At 66.1% G+C, this 25,678-nt stretch carries 23 protein-coding genes and 1 other RNA gene; 11 read left to right on the top strand and 13 right to left on the bottom strand.

Annotated elements, in window-relative coordinates; translation table 11 throughout:
* Positions 1-44: 44 nt before the first annotated feature.
* The 8 genes from XH87_RS19240 to tkt form a co-directional block, all read right to left on the bottom strand.
* Complete coding sequence (locus XH87_RS19240) at positions 45-836, bottom strand: inositol monophosphatase family protein (protein WP_035708483.1); 792 nt, start codon at positions 834-836, stop codon at positions 45-47.
* A gap of 108 nt (positions 837-944) precedes the next feature.
* A complete protein-coding gene (locus XH87_RS19235; RefSeq protein WP_158667505.1) occupies positions 945-2,021 on the bottom strand; it encodes a tetratricopeptide repeat protein in 1,077 nt (358 codons plus the stop codon).
* Between the two features lie 7 nt (positions 2,022-2,028).
* Positions 2,029-2,703: a thiamine phosphate synthase gene (locus XH87_RS19230; RefSeq protein WP_271588472.1), complete on the bottom strand. Its 675-nt coding sequence runs from the start codon at positions 2,701-2,703 to the stop codon at positions 2,029-2,031.
* 3 nt (positions 2,704-2,706) lie between these two features.
* Complete coding sequence (locus XH87_RS19225; RefSeq protein WP_271588471.1) at positions 2,707-3,732, bottom strand: class I fructose-bisphosphate aldolase; 1,026 nt, start codon at positions 3,730-3,732, stop codon at positions 2,707-2,709.
* A gap of 315 nt (positions 3,733-4,047) precedes the next feature.
* Positions 4,048-5,115 carry a class II fructose-bisphosphate aldolase gene (gene fba, locus XH87_RS19220; RefSeq protein WP_271588470.1) on the bottom strand — a complete coding sequence of 356 codons (1,068 nt, stop codon included), beginning with the start codon at positions 5,113-5,115 and terminating at the stop codon, positions 4,048-4,050.
* Between the two features lie 39 nt (positions 5,116-5,154).
* Positions 5,155-6,351 carry a phosphoglycerate kinase gene (locus XH87_RS19215; protein WP_271588469.1) on the bottom strand — a complete coding sequence of 399 codons (1,197 nt, stop codon included), beginning with the start codon at positions 6,349-6,351 and terminating at the stop codon, positions 5,155-5,157.
* Positions 6,352-6,501: 150 nt separating this feature from the next.
* Complete coding sequence (gene gap / locus XH87_RS19210) at positions 6,502-7,509, bottom strand: type I glyceraldehyde-3-phosphate dehydrogenase (protein ID WP_271588468.1); 1,008 nt, start codon at positions 7,507-7,509, stop codon at positions 6,502-6,504.
* A 150-nt stretch (positions 7,510-7,659) separates the two neighbouring features.
* Positions 7,660-9,645, bottom strand: coding sequence for a transketolase (gene tkt / locus XH87_RS19205; protein ID WP_271588467.1), 1,986 nt, complete (start codon positions 9,643-9,645; stop codon positions 7,660-7,662).
* A gap of 366 nt (positions 9,646-10,011) precedes the next feature.
* On the opposite strand from tkt, the gene XH87_RS19200 reads away from it, so the two are divergent.
* The 5 genes from XH87_RS19200 (at position 10,012) to XH87_RS19180 (ending at position 12,751) form a co-directional block, all read left to right on the top strand.
* The gene (locus XH87_RS19200; RefSeq protein WP_014439722.1) at positions 10,012-10,332 is read left to right on the top strand and encodes a DUF4164 domain-containing protein; all 321 of its coding nucleotides are present in this window, start codon (positions 10,012-10,014) and stop codon (positions 10,330-10,332) included.
* A complete protein-coding gene (locus tag XH87_RS19195) occupies positions 10,329-10,712 on the top strand; it encodes a cell division protein ZapA (RefSeq protein ID WP_035708465.1) in 384 nt (127 codons plus the stop codon). Before XH87_RS19200 ends, XH87_RS19195 begins: the two co-directional genes overlap by 4 nt.
* A 230-nt stretch (positions 10,713-10,942) precedes the next feature.
* Positions 10,943-11,103: non-coding RNA, 6S RNA (gene ssrS, locus XH87_RS19190), on the top strand.
* Positions 11,104-11,352: 249 nt separating this feature from the next.
* On the top strand, positions 11,353-11,949 hold the full coding sequence (locus tag XH87_RS19185; RefSeq protein WP_158667499.1) for a 5-formyltetrahydrofolate cyclo-ligase: 597 nt from the start codon (positions 11,353-11,355) through the stop codon (positions 11,947-11,949).
* Entirely contained in the window at positions 11,927-12,751 is an 825-nt protein-coding gene (locus tag XH87_RS19180) for a TIGR00282 family metallophosphoesterase (protein WP_271588466.1), read from the top strand. Before XH87_RS19185 ends, XH87_RS19180 begins: the two co-directional genes overlap by 23 nt.
* 218 nt (positions 12,752-12,969) lie before the next feature.
* On the opposite strand, the gene XH87_RS19175 is transcribed toward XH87_RS19180, so the two are convergent.
* From XH87_RS19175 to XH87_RS19155, 5 genes are all read right to left on the bottom strand, one after another.
* The gene (locus tag XH87_RS19175) at positions 12,970-14,313 is read right to left on the bottom strand and encodes a c-type cytochrome (RefSeq protein ID WP_271588465.1); all 1,344 of its coding nucleotides are present in this window, start codon (positions 14,311-14,313) and stop codon (positions 12,970-12,972) included.
* Positions 14,310-16,478 carry a xanthine dehydrogenase family protein molybdopterin-binding subunit gene (locus tag XH87_RS19170; protein WP_271588464.1) on the bottom strand — a complete coding sequence of 723 codons (2,169 nt, stop codon included), beginning with the start codon at positions 16,476-16,478 and terminating at the stop codon, positions 14,310-14,312. Before XH87_RS19170 ends, XH87_RS19175 begins: the two co-directional genes overlap by 4 nt.
* A gap of 8 nt (positions 16,479-16,486) precedes the next feature.
* Positions 16,487-16,951, bottom strand: a complete 465-nt coding sequence (locus XH87_RS19165; protein WP_271588463.1) for a (2Fe-2S)-binding protein — start codon at positions 16,949-16,951, stop codon at positions 16,487-16,489.
* Between the two features lie 649 nt (positions 16,952-17,600).
* Complete coding sequence (locus XH87_RS19160; RefSeq protein WP_271588462.1) at positions 17,601-19,025, bottom strand: methyl-accepting chemotaxis protein; 1,425 nt, start codon at positions 19,023-19,025, stop codon at positions 17,601-17,603.
* Between the two features lie 108 nt (positions 19,026-19,133).
* The gene (locus XH87_RS19155; RefSeq protein ID WP_271588461.1) at positions 19,134-20,882 is read right to left on the bottom strand and encodes a methyl-accepting chemotaxis protein; all 1,749 of its coding nucleotides are present in this window, start codon (positions 20,880-20,882) and stop codon (positions 19,134-19,136) included.
* 204 nt (positions 20,883-21,086) lie between these two features.
* Here XH87_RS19155 and XH87_RS19150 point away from each other — a divergent pair, with 204 nt between their 5' ends.
* From XH87_RS19150 to XH87_RS19125, 6 genes are all read left to right on the top strand, one after another.
* The gene (locus XH87_RS19150; RefSeq protein ID WP_271588460.1) at positions 21,087-21,833 is read left to right on the top strand and encodes a YebC/PmpR family DNA-binding transcriptional regulator; all 747 of its coding nucleotides are present in this window, start codon (positions 21,087-21,089) and stop codon (positions 21,831-21,833) included.
* 212 nt (positions 21,834-22,045) lie between these two features.
* Positions 22,046-22,573 carry a crossover junction endodeoxyribonuclease RuvC gene (gene ruvC / locus XH87_RS19145; protein WP_035708445.1) on the top strand — a complete coding sequence of 176 codons (528 nt, stop codon included), beginning with the start codon at positions 22,046-22,048 and terminating at the stop codon, positions 22,571-22,573.
* A gap of 142 nt (positions 22,574-22,715) precedes the next feature.
* Positions 22,716-23,333, top strand: coding sequence for a Holliday junction branch migration protein RuvA (gene ruvA / locus XH87_RS19140; RefSeq protein ID WP_035708442.1), 618 nt, complete (start codon positions 22,716-22,718; stop codon positions 23,331-23,333).
* Positions 23,334-23,353: 20 nt separating this feature from the next.
* Positions 23,354-24,388 (top strand): Holliday junction branch migration DNA helicase RuvB, encoded by a 1,035-nt coding sequence (gene ruvB / locus XH87_RS19135; protein ID WP_271588702.1) that lies wholly within the window; start codon positions 23,354-23,356, stop codon positions 24,386-24,388.
* Positions 24,389-24,486: 98 nt separating this feature from the next.
* Entirely contained in the window at positions 24,487-24,723 is a 237-nt protein-coding gene (locus tag XH87_RS19130; protein WP_271588459.1) for a hypothetical protein, read from the top strand.
* A complete protein-coding gene (locus tag XH87_RS19125) occupies positions 24,720-25,637 on the top strand; it encodes a metallophosphoesterase (RefSeq protein ID WP_271588458.1) in 918 nt (305 codons plus the stop codon). Before XH87_RS19130 ends, XH87_RS19125 begins: the two co-directional genes overlap by 4 nt.
* Positions 25,638-25,678 lie beyond the last annotated feature (41 nt).

Here is a 25,678-nt window from a genome sequence, read left to right as displayed (position 1 = left end):
TCACGGGTGATGACGGCGGAGTGATTGGCTAGCAGCTTCTACTGCTACGCCGGCTTCCGCAGAATCTTCACCAGCTCCCCGTGCACGAACTCATTGCCGCACACCACGTCCCCGGTCACCAGCGCATCGCCCGGCGTGTTGATGTCGCTCACCGTGCCACCGGCCTCGCGTACCATCAGCATGCCGGCGGCGATGTCCCAGGATTGCAGATTGCGCTCCCAATAGCCGTCGAGGCGGCCGGCGGCGACGAAGGCGAGATCGAGCGAGGCGGCGCCGAAGCGGCGGAGGCCTGCGACGCGGTTCTGGATCGCGGTCATCTCGCGGCGGAATTCCTCGTGGTCACCGCGTCCGATATGGGGCAGGCCGCAGGCCACCACGCATTCGCTCAGCTGGCGGCGGCCGGCCACGCGCAGGCGCTGGTCGTTGAGGAAGGCGCCCTTGCCGCGCTCGGCGATGTAGAGCTCGTCATTGGCGGGATTGTAGATCACGCCGGCGATCACGGTGCCTTCGCGCGCGAGGCCGATCGAGATGGCGAATTGCGGGATGCCGTGCAGGAAGTTGGTGGTGCCGTCCAAGGGATCGACGATCCAGGTGTGACTCTTGTCGGTGCCCTCGCGCGTGCCGCCCTCTTCGCCGATGAAGCCGTAGCCGGGCCGGGCCTTGGCGAGGTCCTGGTAGAGGATCTCCTCGGCGCGCTTGTCGGCGAGCGAGACGAAATTCGCCGGCCCCTTCAGCGAAACCTGGAGATGCTCGATCTCGCCGAGATCGCGCTTGAGGCTGCGGCCGGCGCGGCGGGCAGCCTTGACCATGACGTTGATAGTGGCGGAATACAGCATGAGCTCTGGACTGGATCGGGGCAAGGATCGGGGGCAAGGCGAGACATCGCGCCCGTTTGAGGGATTGGGTGCCCTGCGGGGGCGCTTGCGTCAAGTCATTGCGTCAGGTCATTTGGTCCCGAGCCATTTCTTGGCGGCGGCCTCCGCCTTGGCCCGCTCCTCGGCCGGCAGATCGGATAATTCCTTGTCGAGCTCGGGGTCGCCCTTGCCGCCGGTCTTGGCCACCAGGTGCCATTTGAAGCCCTCGACCTTGTCCATGGGTGTGCCCGCGCCGTTGATCAGCACCCATGCCAGCCGGTTCTGCGCGATCGCGCTGCCCTGGCGGGACGCCTTGCGGAGCAGGGCTACGGCCGCCGGCTGGTTCTTCGGCGTGCCGGTGCCGTTGAACATCGCGATCGCATATTCGACCTCGGCATCGACGTTGTCGGCGAGCGAGGCGGCCTGGAGCAGCCGCACCGCGCGTTCCGGGTCCTTCGGCACACCGGTGCCTTCCTTGTAGAAGGTCGCGAGCGCGTATTGCGCCTCGGGCAGGCCTGCATCGGCGGCCTGGCGCAGCAGTTCGGCGGAGCGCCTGACGTCCTGCGGCAGGGTCTGGCCGTCCAGATAGAGCAGGGCAAGGTTATAGGCCGCCTTGGGCTCGCCGAGCTTGGCGGCGGATGCCATCAGCTTGACTGCCTCGCTCTTGTCGACCGGGCCACCTCGACCCGAAATGCGCAGCATGGCGAGCGCGAACATCGCTTCACGATCGCCGGAATCGGCGGCGCGCTTGTACCATTCGGCTGCCTTGGCGTAGTCGCGCCGGATGCCCATGGCGTTGGAATAGAGCTCGCCGAGCATGGTCATCGCCTTGGGATCGCCGGCCTGTGCGCGCACCGTGGCGAGCTCGAAGGCAGTCTTGTATTGGCCGCGCTGATAGGCGCCGAATACCAGGTCGACATTGGGATCGTCGGTCGGTGGCGCAGGGATCACGGTGGCGGCGGGCTTGGGCGAGGGGGACGGCTTGGGGGAGGCCGAAGGTTTCGGCGCGGGCGCCGCCTCCTTCTTTTTGGTGATCGTGTGCGGCCTGGGTTTGTGTTTTTCGGCGGGTGCGCTCGGCGTCGTGGCCGGCGGCGTGATCTGGAGCTGCGCGGCTGCGGGCGCCGTGAGCAGCAGCGTGGCCAGCATGGTGATGCATGAGAGCTTCATCTCAGGGCTAGCCATGCTCCTGGCGAGCCGGCGCCGTCGCGTGGGCCTTCTTGATCGCGGCATCGACTTCGATCAGCGCGGCCTTGGGCCCGCGAGGATCGGCCCAGATGAAGTCGCCGACCAGCACGAAATCGGCGCCGCTGGCGGCGAAATCGTGAGCCTCGTCCAGCGAGGTGGCAAAGCCGACGCAGGGCGGCTCGAACAGCTCGGCCCACCAGTCCAGCCGTTCGGCGATGGCCTGGGATGACGGCCGCTGGCCTTTCGCATCGGGCTCGCCGAACAGCACATAGTCGGCGCCCATCTCGCCCGCGCTCATGGAATCGTGGCGCGTGGCAAGTCCCCCGACGCCGGCGATGCGATCGGGCTTGAGCGAGGGCGCCGCCTCTTCCAGCGCGGCAAGGCCGGTGAGGTGCGCGCCGTCGGCGCCGCCGCGCGCGACGATTTCAGGATGGCCGTCGACGAGGAGCGCCGCGCCTGCCGTCTGCACCGGCGGCGCCAGCGCCTTGATGCGCGAGATCATGGTGCGCTGATCGGTCTCGTTCAGTCGCAGCAGCACGGCGGCGACGTCGGCGGAGGCGAGCAGGCCCGGCAGCTCGGCGACGAGCATCGCGGGATCATCGACAACAGGCGTCGCGAGATAGAGGCGCGGCGCCGGGCGCGGCGGAGGCGGTTTGTTCGACAAGATCTAGGCTGCCTTCTGTTCCAGGCTGCTCTGCCATTCGCCCTTGGAGGCGAGGCCGTTCATCCGCGCGCGATGGCTGAAGGCGCGCTGTCCGGCCGCGATGTTCTCGGCCATGCCGGACCAGGCCTTCTGCGGCGCGGCCTGCAGCGCGCGGCCGTAGGAGAAGGTCAGGCCCCAGGGCAACGCGCCGAGCCTGTGCATGGCGTTGAGATGGGCGGTGGCCTCCTCGTCCGACTGGCCGCCGGAGAGGAAAGCGATGCCGGGCACGGCTGCGGGCACGCAGGCCTTGAGCAGCCGTATCGTCTTCTCCGCGACTTCCTCCACGGACGCCTGCTTCGCGCACTTCTTGCCTGATATCGCCATGTTCGGCTTCAGCACCATGCCTTCGAGCGCAACGCGCTGCACGCGCAGCTCCTCGAACGTCTTGTTGAGCACGCGGCTCGTTACCTCGTAGCAGCGGTCGATGTCGTGATCGCCGTCCATCAGAACTTCCGGCTCGACGATCGGCACGATCTGCGCGGCCTGGCACAGCGCGGCATAGCGCGCCAGCGCGTGGGCGTTGACGCTGATCGCCGTCGTGGAGGGAATGCCGCTGCCGATGTCGATCACCGCGCGCCATTTGGCAAAGCGCGCTCCGCGTTCATGGTATTTCTTCAGCCGCTCGGCGAGCTTGTCGAGCCCGATGGTCACGAGCTCGCCCGGACACATCGGCAGGGCCTGCGTGCCCTCGTCGACCTTGATGCCGGGAATGGCGCCGCTCTGCTCGATCAGCCTGATCAGCGGCGTGCCGTCCCTGGCATCCTGCCAGATGGTTTCGTCATAGAGGATGACGCCGGAGATGTACTGGCTCATGGCGTCCTTGGAGCGAAACAGCATCTCGCGATAGTCGCGGCGGTTCTCCTCCGTGGATTCCACGCCGATGGCGTCAAAGCGCTTCTTGATGGTGCCGGAGGATTCGTCGGCGGCAAGGATGCCCTTGCCTGATACGACCATGGCGGTCGCGATCCTGTTGAGCTCAGTCAGATCCATCGAGAGGTCCTCCCAAAACGATTCTGCCCTTGCCCGTGAAAATAGACCGTTCTCGGGCAATTGCCGAGTTAACGTTCGTCGCAGGGTAGGGGATCGGCTGGGGTAAGCATTGGGCCGGCCGGGCGGCTCTTCACCTCGCCCCACTTGCGGGGAGAGGTCGGATTTTACGCGTAGCGTAAAATCCGGGTGAGGGGGGCTCTCCGCGAGTCGAACTGCCACCGCCCCAGTGGAGACTCCCCCTCGCCCCAACCCTCTCCCCGCAAGCGGGGAGAGGGGGAGGACAGGGCGGTGTCCAGTCCTACGCCACCGCGATCGCTACGCGACGCGGGGATCCAGCTCGCCCTTGGCGTAGCGCTTGGCCATCTCGGCGGTGGTCAGCACCTTCTTGATCTTGGAGGCCTGGCCTGCGGTGTTGAATTCCTGCAGCCGCTGCTTGCACAGCTTGGTCATCGCTTCCATCGCCGGCTTCAGGTACTTGCGCGGATCGAACTCTTCCGGACTGTCCTTGAGCACCTTGCGGATCTGGCCGGTCATCGCCATGCGGTTGTCGGTGTCGATGTTGATCTTGCGCACGCCGTTCTTGATGCCGCGCTGGATCTCGGCGACAGGCACGCCCCAGGTCGGCTTCATCTTGCCGCCATAGGCGTTGATGATGTCCTGGAGCTCCTGCGGCACCGAGGACGAGCCGTGCATGACGAGATGCGTGTTCGGCAGCTTGCGGTGGATCTCCTCGATCACGTTCATGGCGAGGATGTCGCCGTCCGGCTTGCGGGTAAATTTGTAGGCACCGTGAGACGTCCCCATCGCGATCGCGAGCGCGTCGACCTTGGTCTCCTTCACGAACTTCACGGCCTCGTCCGGATTGGTCAGGAGCTGGTCGTGGCTGAGCTTGCCTTCGGCGCCGTGGCCGTCTTCCTTGTCGCCCATGCCGGTTTCGAGCGAGCCGAGCACCCCTAACTCGCCCTCGACCGAGATGCCGCCGAGATGGGCCATGTCGGTCACGGTCCTGGTGACGCCGACATTGTAGCCCCAGTCGCCGGGCGTCTTGCCGTCGGCCTTGAGCGAGCCGTCCATCATCACCGAGGTGAAGCCGGCCTGGATCGCGGTCATGCAGGTCGCCGGCTCGTTGCCGTGGTCGAGATGCACGCAGACCGGAATATGCGGATAGATCTCGGTCACCGCGTCCATCATGTGCTTGAGCATGACGTCGTTGGCGTAGGAACGCGCGCCGCGCGAGGCCTGGATGATGACGGGCGCATCGACCTGGTTGGCCGCGTCCATGATCGCCAGCGCCTGCTCCATGTTGTTGATGTTGAAGGCCGGTACGCCGTAATCGTTCTCCGCCGCGTGGTCGAGCAGTTGACGTAACGTGATCCGAGCCATCTGTGTTTATCTCCCGTTGGGGCCTGCAAGGCCGCTTGCTTACTTGGTACGCAGAACCTCGACGCCGGGCAGCGGCTTGCCTTCCATCCATTCGAGGAACGCGCCACCGGCGGTCGACACATAGGTGAAGTTACCGGCCACATGGGCCTGGTTGAGCGCCGCGACGGTGTCGCCGCCGCCCGCGATCGAGATCAGCTTTTTCGCCTTGGTGCGCTCGGCGGCGTGCCTGGCGGCCGCGACGGTTCCGCGGTCGAACGGCTGCATCTCGAAGGCTCCGAGCGGGCCGTTCCAGACCAGGGTTGCCGCGTCGTCGATCGCAGCGTGGACGCGGGCGACCGATTGCGGGCCGACGTCGAGGATCATGCCGTCGGCCGGGATCGCATCGAGGCCGTAGGCATGCGAGGGCGCATTGGCCGCGAAATGGTAGGCGACGGTGGCGTCCACGGGCAGGATGATGGCGCAGTTGGCGGCGTCCGCCTTCTCCATGATGCGCAGCGCGGTCGGGGCGAGATCCTTCTCGGCCAGCGACTTGCCGATCGCGACGCCCTGAGCGTGCAGGAAGGTGTTGGCCATGCCGCCGCCGATCACCAGCGCGTCGACCTTGGTCACGAGATTCTCGAGCAGGTCGATCTTGGTCGAGACTTTTGCGCCGCCGATGATGGCGATGACGGGCTTGGTCGGCGAGCCCAGCGCCTTCTCCAGCGCGTCGAGCTCGGCCTGCATGGTGCGGCCGGCATAGGCCGGCAGCTTGTGGCCGAGGCCTTCGGTCGAGGCATGGGCGCGGTGCGCGGCCGAGAAGGCGTCGTTGACCCAGATGTCGCCGAGCTTTGCGAGCTCCGCGACGAACGTGGGATCGTTCTTTTCCTCTTCCTTGTGGAAGCGGGTGTTTTCCAGGCACAGGATGTCGCCGTCGTTCAGAGCCGCCACGGCTTTGGCCGCAGGCTCGCCGATGCAGTCGTCGGCGAAGGCGACCGGCTTCTTCACGACCTTCGCGAGCGCTTCCGCCACGGGCTTGAGCGACTCCTTGGCATCGCGCCCCTTCGGCCGGCCGAAATGCGCGAGCAGGATCACCTTGCCGCCCTTGTCCGAGATCTCGGTGATGGTCGGCGCGACGCGCTCGAGCCGCGTCGCGTCGGTGACGCGCCCGTTCTCCATGGGCACGTTGAGATCGACGCGCAGCAGCACGCGCTTGCCCTTCACGTCGACGTCATCGAGGGTGCGGAATTTGTTGGTCATCGGACGCTCCTTGTCCCGGGCGCATTGCGGCGCAAAGCGCCGCTGTGCAGAACCGGGACCCACGTTGCGGCGAGTCCCGCGGTTAAGATGGGTCCCGGCTCTGCGACGCAGCGCTTCGCGCTGCATCGCGTCCGGGACACGAGAGCGGAGTCAGATCACCTTCGCCATCGCGACGGCGGTATCGGCCATGCGGTTCGAGAAGCCCCACTCGTTGTCGTACCAGGACATCACGCGCACCAGCGTGCCGTTCTGCACCTTGGTCTGGTCCTCGTGGAAGGTCGAGGAGTGAGGATCGTGGTTGAAGTCGATCGAGACGTTCGGCGCGCTGGTGTAGCCGAGGATGCCCTTGAGCTGCTGCTCGCTGGCGCGCTTCATCGCAGCGTTGATTTCCTTGGCGTCGGTGGCGCGCTTGGCGACGATCTTGAGGTCGACCACCGAGACGTTCGGGGTCGGCACGCGGATCGCGACGCCGTCGAGCTTGCCCTTCAGCTCGGGCAGCACGAGGCCGATCGCCTTCGCAGCACCGGTCGAGGTCGGGATCATCGACATCGCCGCAGCGCGACCGCGGTAGAGATCCTTGTGCAGCGTGTCCAGCGTCGGCTGATCGCCGGTATAGGCGTGGATCGTGGTCATGAAGCCGGTCTCGATGCCGACGAGATCGTTCAGCACCTTGGCGACCGGCGCGAGACAGTTGGTGGTGCAGGAGCCGTTGGAGACGACCAGATGATCCGTGGTCAGGGTGTCGTGGTTGACGCCGTAGACGATGGTGGCATCGGCGCCGTCGGCGGGCGCGGAGACCAGCACGCGCTTGGCGCCGGCGGTCAGATGCGCGGAAGCCTTGTCCTTCGAGGTGAAGATGCCGGTGCATTCCAGCGCGATGTCGACGCCGAGATCCTTCCACGGCAGCTTCGAGGGATCGCGCTCGGCGGTCACCTTGATCTTGCCGTTGCCGAGGCTGATGGAGTCGCCATCGACGGTGACGGTGCCGGGGAAGCGGCCATGGACGCTGTCGAAACGGAGCAGATGGGCATTGGTCTCGACCGGGCCGAGATCGTTGATGCCCACGACCTCGATGTCCTTGCGGCCTGACTCGGCGATAGCCCGCAGGACGTTGCGGCCGATGCGGCCAAAACCGTTGATTCCGACGCGGACTGCCATGTTTCGTCTCCTTCAATGACCGTTGTCATCCCGCACAACGCGCTTTCGTGCGCCTGCGAGGGTTTTTTTAGGGGCGGGCGCCCGGTTCGGCCGGGCGGTGCTTGATCATATGAGAGATTACGTAGTCCTTTTTTGGGGCAAGCTCAACTCTCAGGAAATGCGCTTCAGCACAGCGTTAACCGCGGCCTCGGCGGTAATGCCGAAATGCTTGTAAAGCTCCTTGGCAGGACCGCTTTCGCCGAAGGAATGCATGCCGATGAATTCGCCGTCCTGGCCGATTACGGCATCCCAGCCCCAGCGCACTGCGGCCTCGATGGCGATCTTGACCGGCGCGTTGCCGATGATTGCGGCACGCTTGGCCTCTGGTTGCGCTAACAACAGTTCGAGCGAGGGAACGGAGACAACGCGTGACGCGATGCCGCGTTCCGCGAGCTGCTTCTGGGCCGCGACCGCGATCTCGACTTCGGAGCCGGAGGCGAACAGCGTCGCCTTGGCTTCGCCCTGGGCCGCGACCAGCTCATAGGCGCCGATCGCGCAGGGATTGTCGTTCGGTGCGGTGGTGCGCAGCTGCGGCAGGTTCTGCCGCGTCAGCGCCAGCACGGTCGGACCGTCGACGCGGTTGAGCGCGAGCTCCCAGCACTCAGCGACCTCGATGGAATCGCAGGGGCGGAACACGCGCATGTTGGGAATGGCGCGAAGCGCGGCGAGATGCTCGACCGGCTGATGCGTCGGCCCGTCTTCGCCGAGGCCGATGGAGTCGTGCGTCATCACATAGACGACACCGGTGCCCATCAGTGCGGCGAGGCGCATCGCGGGTCGTGCGTAGTCGGTGAACACCAGGAAGGTCGCGCCGTTCGGCGCGAAGCCGCCGTGCAGGAAGATGCCGTTCATCGCGGCGCACATGCCGTGCTCGCGGATGCCGTAATGGATGAAGCGGCCTTTCGGCGTCTTGGCCGAGAACGCGGTCGCCGACTTCGCCTTGTTGTTGTTGGAGCCGGTGAGATCGGCCGAGCCGGCCAGGAATTCCATCGGCATTGCAGCCGCGATCGCCTCGATCGCCGCTTCCGACGATTTGCGCGTCGCCGCCGTCAATGGTTTCTCCAGCAGCTCCTTCTTGTGCGCCTTCAGCGCCTTTGCGAGCGACGCCGGACGCTCATGGCGCAGACGCCGCTCGAACTCGGCACGCTTGCGGCTGCCGAGCTCACTGATCCGTGCTTCCCATTCCTGGCGCACTGATGCGCCGCGGCTGCCGGCCGCGCGCCACGCCTTCAGCACCTCCTCGGGCACCGAGAACGGCTCGAGCGAGATGCCGAGATTTTCCTTGGCGGCCTTGAGCTCGTCGGCCCCTAACGCCTCTCCATGCACCTTCGAGGTGCCGGCCTTGTGCGGCGCGCCGAATCCGATCGTGGTGCGGCAGGCGATCAGCGTCGGCTTGTTCGATTTTTGCGCGCGGGTGATGGCGGCGGCGATCGCCGCCTGGTCCTGGCCGTCGATCTTCTCGGCGGCCCAGCCCGCCGACTTGAAGCGCTTCACCTGGTCGACGGAATCGGAGATCGAGGTCGGTCCGTCGATCGAGATGCCGTTGTCGTCATAGAGCACGATCAGCTTGCCGAGCTTCCAGTGCCCGGCCATCGCGATCGCTTCCTGCGACACGCCCTCCATCAGGTCGCCGTCGGAGGCGAGCACATAGGTGTGGTGATCGACGATCTTCTTGCCGAACTCGGCGGCGAGCATCTTCTCGGCGAGCGCCATGCCGACCGCGGTCGAGATGCCCTGGCCGAGCGGCCCCGTGGTGGTCTCGATGCCCTTGGTGCGGAAGTTCTCGGGGTGGCCGGGGGTGAGCGAGTCGACCTGGCGGAACTGCTTGATCTGATCCAGCGTCATCTCGGAATTGCCGGTGAGATACAGCAGCGAATAGAGCAGCATCGAGCCGTGGCCGGCCGAGAGCACGAAGCGGTCGCGGTCCGGCCAGGCCGGCGCGGCGGCGTCGAATTTCAGGAACTGCGTGAACAGCACCGTGGCGATGTCGGCGGCGCCCATCGGCAGGCCGGGATGGCCCGATTTCGCCTTCTCGACAGCGTCCATCGAAAGGCCGCGGATCGCGTTGGCCATACGGGTGTGATCGACCTGCGTCATGTCTGAAATCCGTCTGAAATGAGGCGCTTGGAGGCGATATGCCCGCGCGGGAGGAGCCTGGCGGCGACTGGAGGTTGGGGCTGGGATAGCACCTCAGTTCCGGGAGTCCAAGGCGGTCAAACGCCGGTTTGGCCGCAAAAGTTGCCAGTAGAGATCAGTTTTCCGCCGGGATCGTGCCGGAAGGAATCGATCGATCGCAACCGCGTCCCGATTGATCGGTGCATAGTTTTGCGGCGGCGTTGCGCTGGGCTAGCTTGCTTTGTAAATTTCTGCTTCTAACCGCTTGCCGAACCGAGTCTTTTGCCGGACGGCAAGCTCCAGGGAAAGGCCACTGGGCAAAGGCCGCCAGGTTCCGCCGCTGACTGCATGAACGATCGCGTGTCCAATAGCTCTGCCATGACGGAATCATCCGCCGTCGAGATCGAGATTGCGACGCGCAGGCTCACGGCCGCGCTCGACGCGCTCGAAAGCGCGGTGGAGCGGCGGCGCGATGCCGATCGCGACGAGAACGAGCTCGCAGCGCGGATTCAGGCGCTCGGCGCGGACCGCTCGCGGCTCGCCGACGAACTCGACGGCGCGCTGGTGAAAGCGCGCAAGCTCGAGCGCACCAATCGCGAGATTTCCGACCGGCTGGATTCCGCGATCGTCACGATACGTTCGGTGCTCGATACCGGAGAGGACGGATGAGCCACATCAACGTCACCATCAATGGCCGGCAATACCGCATGGCCTGCGAGGAGGGCCAGGAGGTGCGGCTGCTCAAGCTCGCCGAGAGCCTGGAGACGCGCATCCAGTCGCTGCGCGGAAAATTCGGCGAGATCGGCGATGCGCGCCTCACCGTGATGGCGGCGCTGACCGTGTGCGACGAGTTGATCGACGCCGGCAACCGCATCCGCTCCATGGAGCAGGAGTTGGTCGAGCTTCGGGATTTTCGCAACGCCGCCGTCGAACGCGCCAGGATGACGCAAACCGCCGTGGTGAACGCGCTCAACGCCGCGGCCGAACGCATCGAGAAGTCGACCCAGGTCCTGAACCGCACCGTCGGAGGCGGGATCGCGATCGGGTAGGGCCACCCTCCCCTGGAGGGAGGGTCGATCGCGCGCAGCGCGAGCGGGGTGGGGTGATCTCTCCACTCGGGCAGTGTGCAAGGTGGAGAGACCGTCACCCCACCCCGTCTCACATTTCGCTGCGCTCAATGTGAGCCGACCCTCCCCCTCCAGGGCCCCTCCAGGGGAGGGTAAGAAGCAGCACACTCGCCGCACTGGCGATTTGTCAGTACAGTTGTTACATTGCCCAAGCGAGGCTGCGACGTGCGTCAGGAGCCATATATCCCCGGGGCCTTATCGATCCTTTAGGGAACTGTCCCTGGCCGGGCCCGTGGGCCCGGACATATGGTGCCCACCTACTTTCGTAGGGAACTCCGGGATCGAGTGCTTCAACGGCGTTCGCGGCTTCGTACTGTTTTCTTCGTGTCTGTCGAATTGCGTCCCCGACACGCTTGCGGTTCAGCTCAAGGTTCGGTGTCATGCCCCGGCTTGCCGTCTTCGCTGAAGCTTCGCCGGCCGAGCGCCGTTGTGGGCCCGGCGTAGCCTTGGCGGAGACGGGACCGGGGCATCCAGTACGCCGCGGCGTCGAGGTTCTGGAATTGGCGTCTCTGGAATACTGGATCACCCGCATTCGCGGGCGATGACGTGGGGACCAAAGCGCATGTCCGCTTCCAAAGCCGAGCTCCGTGCCAAAGCCCTCGCCAAGCGCGACGCGCTGAGCGACAAGAAGCGCATCGCTGCGGCTGCAAAGCTCGCCAAGCGCGGGTTGCCGTTCGAGCTGCTGCCCGGCAGCATCGTCTCCGGCTATTCGCCGATCCGCAACGAGATCGATCCGATGCCGTTGATGCGGAAGCTCGCCGAGCAGGGCGCGAAGCTGGCGCTGCCCTGCGTCACCGCGCGCGGCCAGTCGCTGATCTTCCGCATCTTCCATCCGAGCGACCGCCTGATGCTCGGCCCGCTCGGCATTCCCGAGCCGTCGCCGGCGGCGGCCGAGGTCATCCCCGACATCATGCTGACGCCGCTGGCTGCCTTCGATCGTCTCGGCCATCGCATCGGCTATGGCGCAGGGCATTACGATTTCACCTTCGCGCATTTGCGCAAAGCCAAGCACATCATCGGCATCGGGCTTGCCTTTGCGGCGCAGGAGATCGAGGCGGTTCCGGCACTATCTCACGACGTCGCGCTGGATTATGTGCTAACGGAATCGGACGTGTTCGATTTCCGGAGTTCTGAAGTTGCGCATTCTCTTCGTGGGTGACGTCGTCGGCCGTAGCGGGCGCGAGGCCGTCGCCGAATATCTGCCCGGCATGGTCAAGGACTGGTCGCTCGATTTCGTCGTGGTCAACGGCGAGAATTCGGCCGGCGGCTTCGGCATCACGGAAGCGATCTACCAGGAGTTTCTCGAGGCCGGCGCCGACGCGGTGACGCTCGGCAATCACTCCTGGGACCAGCGCGAGGCGCTGGTGTTCATCGAGCGCGCCGACCGCCTGGTGCGCCCGGCGAACTATCCCCGCGGCACGCCCGGCCGCGGCGCCGCCCTGGTCGAGACCAAGAACGGCAGGCATGCCCTCGTCGTCAATGCTCTCGGCCGCGTCTTCATGACCCCGTTCGACGATCCCTTCGCCGCGCTCGAGCGCGAACTCGGCGCCTGCCCGCTCGGCGTCGCCGCCGACGCCATCGTCGTCGATTTCCATTGCGAGGCGTCGAGCGAGAAGCAGGGCATCGGCTTCTTCTGCGACGGCCGCGCCAGCCTCGTCGTCGGCACGCACACCCATGTGCCGACCGCCGACCACCAGATCCTCAACGGCGGCACCGCCTACATGACCGACGCCGGCATGACCGGCGATTACGATTCCATCATCGGCATGCAGAAGGAAGAACCGCTGCGGCGGTTCACCACGGGGATTCCGTCAGGGCGTTTCGAGCCGGCCGCGGGCGCGGCCACGCTCAGCGGCGTTGCCGTCGAGACGGATGATGCGACGGGGTTAGCGCTGCGCATCGCGCCGGTGCGCGTCGGCGGAAGGCTGGAGCCGGCGACGCCAAGATTCTGGTTGAGCTGAAGGTCTCGCGGCAAACGGCGCTGCCACCCTCCCCTGGAGGGGGAGGGTCGATCGCGCGTAGCGCGAGCGGGGTGGGGTGATCTCTCCCCACGGGCAGTGTTCAATGCGGAGAGACCGTCACCCCACCCCGTCTCACATCTTCGCTGCGCTCAATGTGAGCCGACCCACGGGCGAGCTACCCTCGTCCCGGACCCCTCCAGGGGAGGGTAAGAGAAGCGCTACTCCGCCGTCTGCTCCCTCAATTCCGCCACGTCCTTCGCCGTCAGCTTCGAGCCCTTCGTGCCGAACCGTGCCGTGACATAGTTCGCCACCGCCGCGATCTCGTCGTCCGTATAGGCCTTGCCGAACGCGGGCATCGACAGCGCACCATCCGGCGTGTGGCGCTTGGTGCCTGAGATCACGATCTGCGCGACGTTGGTGGCGGCGGGGTCGTTGACGGCCCAGGTGCCGGTCAGCGTCGCCATCGGCGAGACCGGGCTCTCGCCGCTCCAGCCGTGGCAGCTGGCGCAGGCGCTGGCGAACACCTGCTTGCCACGGGCATCCGCTGTGATGCCGTCGCGGTGCGATGCAGGCGCGACGGGTGCCGTGGTGGCCGGCAGGTCGGGCGAAGCCTGTGGCGGCACGCTGCGCAGGTAGGCAACGATGGCGCGGATGTCTTCGGGGGCGAAATGGCTGAAGCTGTTGTCGACCGCCTCACCCATCGGACCTGAGGCCGAGCCATGGCCCGGCGCATGGCCGAGCGACAGATACGAGATCAGATCCTGGTCGCTCCAGTTGCCGAGACCGGTCGCCTTGTCGGAGGAGATGTTGAAGGCGCGCCATCCGGCGGTGATCGCGCCGGCGAACTTCCTGCGGTTGTTCAGCGCGAAGCCGAGATTGCGCGGCGTGTGACACTCGCCGCAATGCGCCAAGGCCTCAGCAAGATACGCGCCTCTGTTCCACTCCGGGCTCTTCGAGGTGTCAGGCGCAAAGCGCGTGTCCGGGTTGAACACCGCCGACCAGAACGTCATCGCCCAGCGCTGGTTGAACGGAAACGACAGCGTGTTGTCGGGCGCCTTGGCGCGTACGGCCGGCCGGCTGAACAGATAGGCCTTCACCGCCAGCACGTCCTCATCCGTCATGAACGTGTAGGACGTGTACGGCATCGCCGGATAGAGCCGCGCGCCGTCACGGCGCTTGCCGTGCTGGACCGCGTTCAGAAAGTCCTGGTCGCTGTAATTGCCGATGCCGGTATCCTTGTCCGGCGTGATGTTGGTGGAATAGAGCGTGCCGAACGGCAGCTTGAAGGCGAGACCGCCGGAATACTGCTTCTCGCCCGGCTTGGTGTGGCAGACCATGCAGTCTGCGGCCTTTGTGAGATATTCGCCGCGCTCGACGATGCCGGCCTTCTCCAGCTTCGCCGGCACGCCGGTCGGCTTGCCGGCGCGGTAGTCCGCCAGCGCCACCTTCGTGCCGCCCGCGAAGTCGAGCGGGCCGGGCCCGCGGATGATGAAGACGCCGAGCGCCGCCGCGACGATGGCGATGACGACGATACCTGCGAGGATACGCATCTTGCCGCTCATGCCTTCTTCCCCGCAGCCAGCAGTTTCCGATCGATCGGCAGGCGCCGCAGCGCCACGCCGGTTGCGGCGTAAATCGCGTTGCGCAGCGCCGGCGGTCCGGCATTGACGCCGGCCTCGCCGATGCCGCCGGGCGCTTCGCCGCTCTTGACGACGATGACCTCGATCTTAGGCGTCTCGTTGATGCGCATCATGCGGTAGTTGTGGAAGTTCGACTGCTGCACGCGGCCCTTGTCGATGGTGATCTCGCCATACAGCGCCGCGGTCAGGCCGAAGATCAGCCCGCCCTCGATCTGCGCCTTCACGGTGTCGGGGTTGACCGCGATGCCGGTGTCGACCACCGAGGTGATGCGGCGGAGCGCGATCTCGCCGAAATCGTCGATCTCGGCCTCCACCACCGTTGCGATGAAGCTCGCGAATGACGGCTGCACGCAGACGCCGCGGCCGACGCGCGGAGGCAGCTTCTGACCCCAGCCGGATTTCTCCGCGACCTGGTCGAGCACCGCGAGCATGCGCGGGTTCTTGGTCAGCATCGACTTTCGGAACGCGATCGGGTCCTTGCCGGCCTTGCGCGCGAGCTCGTCCATGGCGCACTCGACCGCGAACACGTTGTTGTTGGGACCGACGCCGCGCCAGAAGCCGGTCGGCACCGACAGCGGCTCGGCACGGACATATTCGACGTGGAAATTGGCGAAGTCGTAAGGCGCGTCCACCGCGGCGTCGATCGCGTCGATGTCGATGCCCTTCTGGAACGCCGGCGGCAGCCAGCGCGCCAGCACGGCGGAGCCGGCGACCTTGTACTTCCAGCCCGCGATCTTGCCGTCGACCAGCGACGCCGTGATCTGGTCGCGATAGACCGGGCGGTAGACGTCGTGCTGGATGTCCTCCTCGCGAGTCCACACCACCTTCACGGGGTAGTCGACCTGTTTTGCGATCTTCACCGCCGCCACCACCATGTCGGGCTCGAGCTTGCGGCCAAAGCCGCCGCCGAGCAGGTGATTGTTGACGATGACCTTGTCGATCGGCAGGCCCGCGGCCTTCGCGGCCTCAGACCGCACGCGCGTCATGATCTGCGTGCCGGTCCAGATCTCGCAGGAGTCGGGCTTCACGTGCACCGTGGCGTTGATCGGCTCCATCGAGGCGTGCGCCAGGAAGGGCAGCTCGTAGGCCGCCTCGAACTTGTCGCCGCTCGCGAGCGCCTTGGCGATATCGCCGTCGGATTTTGCGACTGCGCCGTCCTCCTGGCTGGCCTTGCGCAGGTCGTCCCAGATGTCCTTGGTGGTGATTTGTGCGTTCGGCCCCTCGTCCCACTCGATCCCAAGCGCTTCGAGCCCCTTCTTGGCCGCCCACATGTGATCGCCGATCACAGCAACCATATCGTCGAGCACGACGACCTTGCGCACGCCGGGAAGCTTCACCGCGGCGCTGTCGTCGACCTTGCCGACCTTGCCGCCGAACACCGGGCAGGCGGCGACGGTCGCGAACTTCATGCCGGGCAGGATGGCGTCGATGCCGTAGATGGCCTTGCCGTTGACCTTGTCCGGCGTGTCGAGCCGCTTCAAGGGCTGGCCGATGAGGACGAAATCCCGGGGATCCTTGACTGCGACGTCCTTCGGCGGCGTCTGGCCCTGCGCGGCCAGCGCCAGTTCGCCGTAGCCGAGCTTGCGGCCGCTTGCGGCATGGGCAACCTCACCCTTCGACGCCGTGCAGCTTGCCGGCTCGACGCCCCACTGGCTGGCCGCGGCCTGCACCAGCATCGCGCGCGCGGTGGCGCCGGCCTTGCGCAGCGGCAGCCACCAGGCGCGGATCGAATTGGAATTGCCGGTGACTTGCAGGCCGAAGGTCGGGTTGCCGTACAGCTTGTCGTCGGGCGGGGCGTGCTGGACCTCGACCTTGCTCCAGTCGGCGTCGAGCTCTTCGGCGAGCACGGCGGAGATCGAGGTATAGGTGCCCTGGCCCATCTCGACCTGCGGCATGATCAGCACGGTGCGGCCGGTCTCGTCGATGCGGATGAAGGCGTTGGGCGCAAACCTGCCGTCGGTCGTATCGCGCGGCTGCACCGGCTCGTTGACGGCGGCGCGCAGCGGCAGGTGGAAGGCGAGCAGGAAGCCGGTGGCGAGACCGCCGGTCAGAGCTGCGCGGCGGGAGATGCTGTGATGTGCATTCATGGCGAACCTCAGGACTGGCGGCCGTTGGCGGCCTGCTTGATGGCCTCGCGGATGCGCACATAGGTGCCGCAGCGGCAGATGTTGCCGGCCATCGCGGCGTCGATGTCGGAATCGTCGGGATTTGGCGTGGTCGCCAGCAACGCAGCTGCAGACATGATCTGGCCGGACTGGCAGTAGCCGCACTGGATCACTTCGGCCTCGAGCCAGGCCTTCTGCACCTTCGCGCCCGCAGGCGTGTTGCCGACGGCTTCGATCGTGGTGACGGTGCGGTTCTCGACCGCGCTGACCGGCAGCACGCAGGAACGCACCGCCTTGCCGTCGACATGCACCGTGCAGGCGCCGCATTGCGCGATGCCGCAGCCGAATTTGGTGCCGGTCATGCCGAGGATGTCGCGCAGCACCCACAGCAGCGGCATGTCAGGTGGCGCGTCGAAGGATTTCGTTTCGCCATTGATGGTGAGAACAGTTGCCATATGCATTCCCTTGCTGGGCGATCGCTTGCGGCGATCACTCGACGAATTTTGCGTGACCATAATCATATCGACGCGAAACGATGAAGCGTCGAAATTTCCGGCAATGCATATTTGCGCGAACGAGGCGTGAGGCCATGACGTTCACGAATTTGTGCGGCGATCGCTGCAAAGGTTCTGGGCTGATTGATATGATAATCGTCATGTTTTGACCCATTTTCGTCGCGTGCGACATCGGCCGCCGCAGATGATCGTGCAAATCCGCAAAATCATGCGATGACGAAATTCGTGCGATTGGGAAAGTCGGGGACGGCGGCACGTCCTTGCTTGCGGCCATCCTTCGAGACGCCCGCCGTTGGCGGGCCCTCAGGATGAGGACCGAGTGTGCGGCCGTAGGTTTTGATGAGCCTCGATGCGGCTTAGCCTCATCCTGAGGAGACCGCGAAGCGGTCGTCTCGAAGGACGAGGCGCGCGCTCAGAGCCCGCCGGCTCAAATGCGTAATTTCGGAATAATAGCATTATGCCCCTGTTTTGCCCGACGAGTCAACGCGCGCCATGGCCTGCCGGCATAAGCCATTGATTTCGCGCACCCCGGCTACTGTGCATGGGGTTGTTTTTCAGGTTTTTGATTCAAGGGCCGCAGGAGCGGCCGTCAGCTCTGCCGAAACCCCATCCGGAAGGCGCCCCAGTGCTTGCCGCGAATCATGATCGGCGAGGACAGGTCCTTCATCAGCACGAACTGCCCGCCGCCCATGTCGCGGCGGTAGGTCTGGAGCAGGAACGGCTTCGTGTTGGCCGCAACCTTCTTCACCGTGCGATCGGTGAACAGGCGGCGGTTGCGGCAATTGGCGTTATTCCAGACCGGGTCCTTGCCCTGCGGCAGGCGGTAGTTCGGATTGTGGGTCGGCAGAAAGCCGCCCTTGGCCCAGGCGACGCAGAACACGATGCGGGGATCGGATTTCTGGATCGGGTCCTGGATCGCGGGCAGCAAGCGGTCGGTGAACGCGACGTAGTCGGTGAGGTACTGTTTCGGATCGGTGCCTGATATCTCGCGGTAGTTCTCGTCCATGAGCTGGTCGAGCGTGATCTCGCCGCGGTCGATCGCAGCCTCGAACTCCGCCGAAATCCGTTTCGCGGTGTCGACGACGGCGCGGACCAGCGGCGCGTCCGACGTCTCCACGCCGCTGTCGGCGATCAGCGCGATCAGGCCTTCGGAGGTGTCGAGCAGCTTCGCCACCCGCTCGTCGGCGTTCTTGAGATCGCTGGAGGAGAGCTCGACGCCTTTTGCGAGCTCGTTGAGCTCGCTGATGACGGTGTCGCAATGCCCGAGATTGGAGGTCGCCGCGCGCGCGACGCTGTCGATCTCCGCTTCCACCGAGGCAAAGCCCTGCTGGACGCGCGAGATGATGCCCGAGATCTGCCGGGCGCCTTCGCCGGCGGTCTTTGCGCGCTGCGAAGCATCACTGCTTTCGCCGATCAGGCCTTCGATCTGGCCGTCGAGATCGCGCACGGTGTCGGAGATCTCATGCGTGGCCTGGCGGGTGGCCTCCGCGAGGTTCTTGACCTCGCTCGCGACCACCGCGAAGCCGCGGCCGGCGTTGCCGGCGCGTGCCGCTTCGATGGTCGCGTTCAGCGCCAGCAGATTGGTCTGCTTCGCGATCGCCTCGATCGAGCCGGATACCTTCGCCACCTGCGCCAGTGCCGAGCCGACGGCGCTGAGGCGCGCCTCGATCCGCTCCACGGCTGCGACGAGCTCGGAAATATGGCTGACCGCTGTGTCGACGGCGCTGCGCGATTGCACGATCTCGCCGACCGCCGCGGACGTCGTCGTCTGCACCGCCTGCGATGCGTTGGCGATGGCGTGGTTGGCCGAGACCATCGTCTCGGCCGTTTTCTGCAGGTGGTGGAAGCGTTCCGACTGGCTCGCGACGCGGCTCGCGACCTCCTGGACGTTGCCGGCGATGTCGGCGAGTTCCACGCCGAGCCCGCCGATGCGGTCGGCGAGCTGATCAATCAGCCGCTCGGCGAGGGTGCGGTTGGAGCCGGTGTCCATGACGGCAAGTTGTGCGACGGACATGTTCGATGAGTCCTCCAGTCAGAGCCGTTCACCGGCTCACGGCGGCATTCCCATTCCAAATTCGACCTTAAAGGATGATTCGCCGCCGCCGTCTTGCCTGAGCGCGCACTACAGCTTGTAGGCAGTGCGAAATCCGCCCCAGTGCCGGCCCTGCACGCGGATCGGGACGTCGATCTCGCGCATCATCACCGTGTTCCCGTTGCCCATGTCGCGCGCATAGCTCTGGACCAGGTACGAGCGCAGGTTGCGCGCGGCGGCAAGCCCCGCCGGATCGTTGAACATCCGCCGGTTGCGGCTGTTGGCCGTGTTCCAGGCGACGTCGCCCGGCCGCTGCGGATGCGAATAGATCTTGTTGTGCACCGGCAGGAAGCCGTTGCGGTCGACCATGGCGCAGAACGCCATGCGCGGCTCCCTCGCCAGAAAAGGTTCCTGGAACGGCGGCAGGGCGCGGTCGGCCCAGTCGAGATATTTCGTGCGGTATTGCTGCGGATTGGTGCCCGCGATTTCCAAATAGTCCGTATCGAACAGGTCCTCCGTCCTGACCTCGCCGCGCGCAACTGCCTGCTCGAATATCTTCGTCAGCGCATTGCCCGCCTCCATGGCACGGGTGACGAACTCCGTGTTCTCCTCATGGATCGACCAGAGCTTGTCCTCGATCTTCTCGCTGAGTGCGGCGTTGGGACCAACGAACTGCGCGCGGGCGCCGGCCTTGGATTGCTCGACCACGCGCAGGCGGCAGGCGCCGATGTCTTCGATGGTGCCTTCGACCATCGCTTGCGGTGCGAGCCTTCCCGCATCCGCGCCGCCGATCAGCACCCCTTCCATCGCGATTTCATAGACCGGCATCACCCCGCGCGTCGTCTCGAACTTGAGATGGCAGGGCAGCCGCTCGGTCTTGCGGCGGTCGTCGTGCTCTCTATGGCCGAGCAGCACGGCGCAGCGCGATTTCAGCTTTTGGGCAAAGGTGGTGACGGCCTTGCCGGCACTTGCGACGCTCTCGCCATGGGTCTCGGCCGCCTTGGTCGCGGCATCGATCTCGGCCGCGCTCTCGCCGACCGAGATGATGAACTCCGAGGCGCTGGCGGCATTGCCGGAGACTTCGCTGGTCGTGGCGTTCTGCTCGGCGACCGCGCCGTTGACGGTGTCGAAGACAGGGCGGATCGCCTCGATCGCCTGCGAAATGCGGTGCACGGCATCAGCGGAGCCGGCGGCGTCGCGCTGGAGCGCGTCGATCTTCCTGGTGATTTCTTCCGTGGCTCCTTGCGTCTGCACGGCGAGCGCCTTGACCTCGGTGGCGACGACCGCAAAGCCTCTGCCCGCATCGCCGGCGCGCGCGGCCTCGATGGTCGAGTTGAGCGCGAGCAGCGTCGTCTGCCGCGCGATCTGCGCGATCAGGTTGACGACATTGCCGATCGCGGCCGAGGATTCGCGCAGGCGGTCGACATTGGCGCGGGCTTCCTGCGCCGCGGCGCTGGCCTCGTCGGCGAGTTTGCCGGCATTGCGGACCTGCGCGCCGATGCCTTGCGCGGACTGGGTGAACTTGTCGGCGGCATGGGCGAAGGTGGAGGCGGTCGACTGCGCCGCGTTGGTCCGGCCGGTCAGCGCATCGGTGCGGTCGCGAATGGCGGCCAGCGTCGCGGCGGTCGCCTCGGCGCCGCCGGCGACGGAATTGGCGGCGCGCTCGAGCTGGCGTATCATCGCGCCGAGCTCGAGTTCCAGCAGTTCCAGGATTTCCCGGGCCGAATCACCTTCGGCGGTCGGGGCGGGCGCGGATCGGGCCGCCGGCTGCGCACCCTCTGGGGCTGCCGCAGGCGCAGCCCGGTCCGGCAGACGCTTCCGAAATAGTCCGAACGCCATAGGCTCTCTCTTGTCGGGGGACGATCGGGCGCTATTTTCGCAGCCCGGAATGAAATCAGGGTTAACGGTGCCTGACCTCTAGGCAGGGGCCACTACGGTGTTACCTTAAAGTCGCAGAGCCTCTTTCATTCCGGTGGGTTGGCGGCCTATAAGGCCGCGCTTCCCACGCTCACCTTGGCGCACGATTCCTTAACGAGACCACGCATGGCCGGACATTCCCAATTCAAGAACATCATGCACCGCAAGGGGCGGCAGGATGCCCAGAAGTCGAAACTGTTCGGCAAGCTGGCGCGGGAAATCACCGTCGCCGCCAAGCTGGGGACCCCCGACCCCGCCATGAATCCGCGCCTGCGCGCCGCCGTGATCGCCGCGCGCCAGGAGAACATGCCGAAGGACAATATCGAGCGCGCCATCAAGAAGGCTCTCGGTAGCGACGGCGAGAATTATGACGAGATCCGCTACGAGGGCTATGGCCCCGGCGGCGTCGCCGTCATCGTCGAGGCGCTGACCGACAACCGCAACCGCGCCGCCTCCGACATCCGCTCCTTCTTCACCAAGTCCGGCGGCAATCTCGGTGAAACCGGCTCGGTGTCCTTCATGTTCGACCGCACCGGCATCATCGAATACGACCGCAGCGTCGCCTCCGACGATGCGGTGCTGGATGCCGCAATCGAAGCCGGCGCCGACGACGTCGTTTCCGGCGAAGGTGGCCATGAGATCTACGCCTCGACCGAAAGCTATCGCGACGTCGCCAAGGCGCTGGAAGCCAGGTTCGGCGAGCCGCGCAAGGCCGCGCTGATCTGGAAGCCGCAGAACACGGTCGCGGTCGACGACGAGACCGGCGAGAAGCTGCTCAAGCTGATGGACCTGCTCAACGAGCATGACGACGTTCAGAACGTCTACGCCAATTTCGAGGTGTCGGACGCGCTGATGGCGAAGATGGGCGGCTGACGCCGTTCTCGTGTCCCGGACGCGCTGCAGCGTGAAGCGCTGCTGCGCTGAGCCGGGCCCCATCGTTCTCTGGACAACGCTGGCAACATGGGCCCCGGTTCAGCAGGGCAGCATGCGTGCTGCGCTGCGCCCGGGGTACGAGACCGCCTTTCCCCTGTTACTTCCGTTCTGTTTCTGTTTCCCCCGCGGCAGCCAGCCGCTATCACTGGCCCATGACTGCGCTCCCGATTCGTGGCCCCGTCCGCATCATCGGCATCGACCCCGGCCTGCGCCGCACCGGCTGGGGCGTGATCGAGGCCGAGGGCAATCGGCTGATCTACGTCGCCTGCGGTTCGGTGGAGCCGCCGGACGATCTGCCGCTGTCGAGGCGCCTGCTCGCGATCCATGAAGGGCTCGCGGCCGTGCTCTCGAGCCACCAGCCGGTCGAGGCCGCCGTCGAGCAGACCTTCGTCAACAAGGACGGCGTCGCGACGCTGAAGCTCGGCCAGGCCCGCGGCGTCGCCATGCTGGCGCCCGCAATGTTCGGCATCAGTGTCGCCGAATATGCGCCGAACCAGGTCAAGAAGACGGTGGTCGGCGCCGGCCACGCCGACAAGCAACAGATCGCGATGATGCTGAAGATATTGCTGCCCAAGGCAGAACCGCCGTCGGCGGACGCCGCCGACGCGCTCGCCATCGCCATTACCCACGCCCATCATCGCCAGAGCACGGCGCTGCGGCTGAAGGTGGTGGGGATATGATCGATCGTCGTCCATCGCCGCCGTCATGCCCGGACTTGTTCCGGGCATCCACGTTCTTTGTTGCCGGGGTCAAAGACGTGGATGGCCGGGTCAAGCCCGGCCATGACGAAAGAGAAGTGTCTGCCGCGACCGGGGACCGGAGATGATCGGCAAGCTCAAGGGCCTGATCGATTCCTACGGCGAGGATTTCGTCATCCTCGACGTCGGCGGCGTCGGCTACCAGGTGCACTGCTCCTCGCGCACCTTGCAGCACCTGCCCTCGCCGGGCGAGGCCGCCGTGCTGTCGATCGAGACCTATGTCCGCGAGGACCAGATCAAGCTGTTCGGCTTCCGCACCGACCAGGAGCGCGAATGGTTTCGGCTGCTCCAGACCGTGCAGGGCGTCGGCGCCAAGGTCGCGCTCGCCGTGCTCGGCACGCTACAGCCTTCCGATCTCGCCAACGCCATTGCGCTGCGCGACAAGGCCGCGGTGGCGCGCACGCCCGGCGTCGGCCCCAAGGTCGCCGAGCGCATCGTCACCGAATTGAAGGACAAGGCGCCGGCCTTTGCCAATGTCGATCCCGCCGTGGTGCATCTCGCCGGCGCCGTCGACGACCAGCGCGCGCCGCGCCCGGTGGCGGACGCAATCTCCGCACTCGTCAATCTCGGCTACGGCCAGCCGCAGGCGGCCGCGGCGATTGCGTCGGCCTCGCGTAATGCGGGCGAGAATGCCGAGACGGCCCAGCTCATCCGCCTTGGCCTGAAGGAGCTCGCCAAGTGAGCGATCCCAAGGCCAGCCGCATGGTGTCGCCCGAGCGCCGCAGCGACGATGTCGGCGACACCGCGCTGCGCCCGCAATCGCTGACCGACTTCGTCGGCCAGCAGCAGGCGCGCAAGAACCTCTCCATTTTCATCGAGGCGGCGCGCAAGCGCGGCGAGGCGCTGGATCACGTGCTGTTCGTAGGTCCCCCCGGCCTCGGCAAGACCACGCTGGCGCAGATCGTGGCCAAGGAGCTCGGCGTCGGCTTTCGCGCCACGTCGGGACCGGTGATCGCCAAGGCCGGCGATCTCGCCGCGCTGCTGACCAATCTCGAAGAGCGCGACGTGCTCTTCATCGACGAGATCCATCGCCTCAGCCCAGCGGTGGAAGAAGTGCTCTATCCCGCGATGGAGGATTTCCAGCTCGACCTCATCATCGGCGAAGGCCCGGCGGCGCGCTCGGTGAAGATCGAGCTGTCGAAATTCACCCTGGTCGGCGCCACCACGCGCGCAGGCCTGCTCACCAATCCCTTGCGCGACCGCTTCGGCATCCCGGTGCGGCTGAATTTCTACACGATCGAGGAATTGGAGAGCATTGTCACCCGCGGCGCGCGCGTGCTCAATGTCGGTATGAGCGCCGACGGCGCCAACGAGATCGCACGCCGCGCCCGCGGCACGCCGCGCATCGCCGGCCGCCTGCTCAGGCGTGTGCGCGATTTCGCCTCGGCGGCCGATGCCGACAAGATCGACCGTGAGATCGCCGACCACGCGCTGAGTGCGCTCGAGGTCGATGCCGCAGGGCTCGACGCGATGGACCGCCGCTATCTCACGACCATCGCGACGAATTATGGCGGCGGCCCGGTGGGCGTCGAGACCATGGCCGCAGCGCTGTCCGAGCCGCGCGACGCGATCGAGGACATCATCGAGCCATATCTCATTCAGTGCGGCTATCTGCAGCGAACCCCGCGCGGCCGGCTGCTGACGTCGCACGCCTTCCGCCATCTCGGTATTGCCGAACCTACGCGCGACCCGGCCCAGTTTGGCCTGTTCGGCACGGATCAGTCCGAGGACGACTGACTGCCGCAAGCGGTGAACCCGCTGCTTCAATCCCATCACTAATCCGAAAGTGTGGCGAACGGCATCGCCGCTCACGCACACGGATTGGAGTGAGAAGAATGGGGCTGACGGACGACACTGGACTGCTCGAGGTCATCGAGGCCGCGCCGCAGTTGCGCACACCTGATGAGACCGAGGCGTTCCTGGACCCGATGCCGCCCGATGAGCTGGCGTCGATGTGGTGCGCGCTTCAACGCGCCAGCCGGCGCGACCAATGCAGACGATCTGCACGCGCATCCCAATTCCGCTTCAATCGCATCGCATCGAGAAGCTGCACTAGAAGCGAGCTTCCATGATCACGCGCCGCCATCTCATCCGTTCCATCGGCGGCCTGTCCGCCCTCGGCGTCTCGACCGCCGCCTATGGCGTCGGCGTCGAGCCGGTGCTGCGGCTCCGCGTCACGCGCTATCGTCCGACGCCGCGGCAGTGGCCGGCGGATCTTCCGTTGAAGATTGCCGTCATCGCCGACATCCATGCCTGCGATCCCTGGATGCCGCTGGACCGGGTCGCGGCCATCGTCGACCACACTAACGCGCTGAACGCCGACCTCATCGTGCTGCTTGGCGACTATGTCGCCGGTCTTCATCAGGTCACGCGCATCATTCCGTGCCGTGAATGGGCTCGCGTGCTGGCCGGCCTCAAGGCGCCGCTCGGCGTCCACGCCGTCATGGGCAACCACGATTATTGGGATGACAGGACGGTGCAGCGGGCCGGGCAGGGGACGACCGTCGCGCATCGCGCGCTGGAAGCGGCCGGCATCCCCGTCTACGAGAACGATGTCGTGCGTCTCACCAAGGACGGCCGTCCGTTCTGGCTCGCCGGTCTCGGCGATCAGCTCGCCTTCCTGCCGGCGCGACGCTTCCGGAGCATGGTGCGCTTCGGTGCCGACGATCTCAATGCGACGCTCGCGAAGGTCACGGACGATGCGCCCATCATCCTGCTCGCGCATGAGCCTCACATCGCGCCGCGCGTGCCCGCGCGCGTCGCGTTGCAACTGTCCGGCCACACCCATGGCGGCCAGGTCCGTCTGCTCGGCTGGTCCCCCGCAGTGCCGCCGCAGCATGGCGTCCGCCTTGCCTATGGTCATGTCAGGCTGAAATGCGACGTCATCATCTCCGGCGGCCTCGGTTGCAGCATCATGCCGCTCCGCGTCGGCGTGCCGCCGGAGATCGTCGAGGTGACGCTGGGGCGAGGGCCTCTGGTGGTGTAACCTGCGCTTGCGTGGCCCGCCGTTTTTGCGCAAAACGGGCC

The sequence above is a fragment of the Bradyrhizobium sp. CCBAU 53415 genome, from assembly GCF_028128735.1.
GTDB lineage: Bacteria > Pseudomonadota > Alphaproteobacteria > Rhizobiales > Xanthobacteraceae > Bradyrhizobium.
The sequence above is the reverse complement of the archived record's forward strand: the minus strand, read 5'-3'. Positions and strand labels throughout refer to the sequence as shown.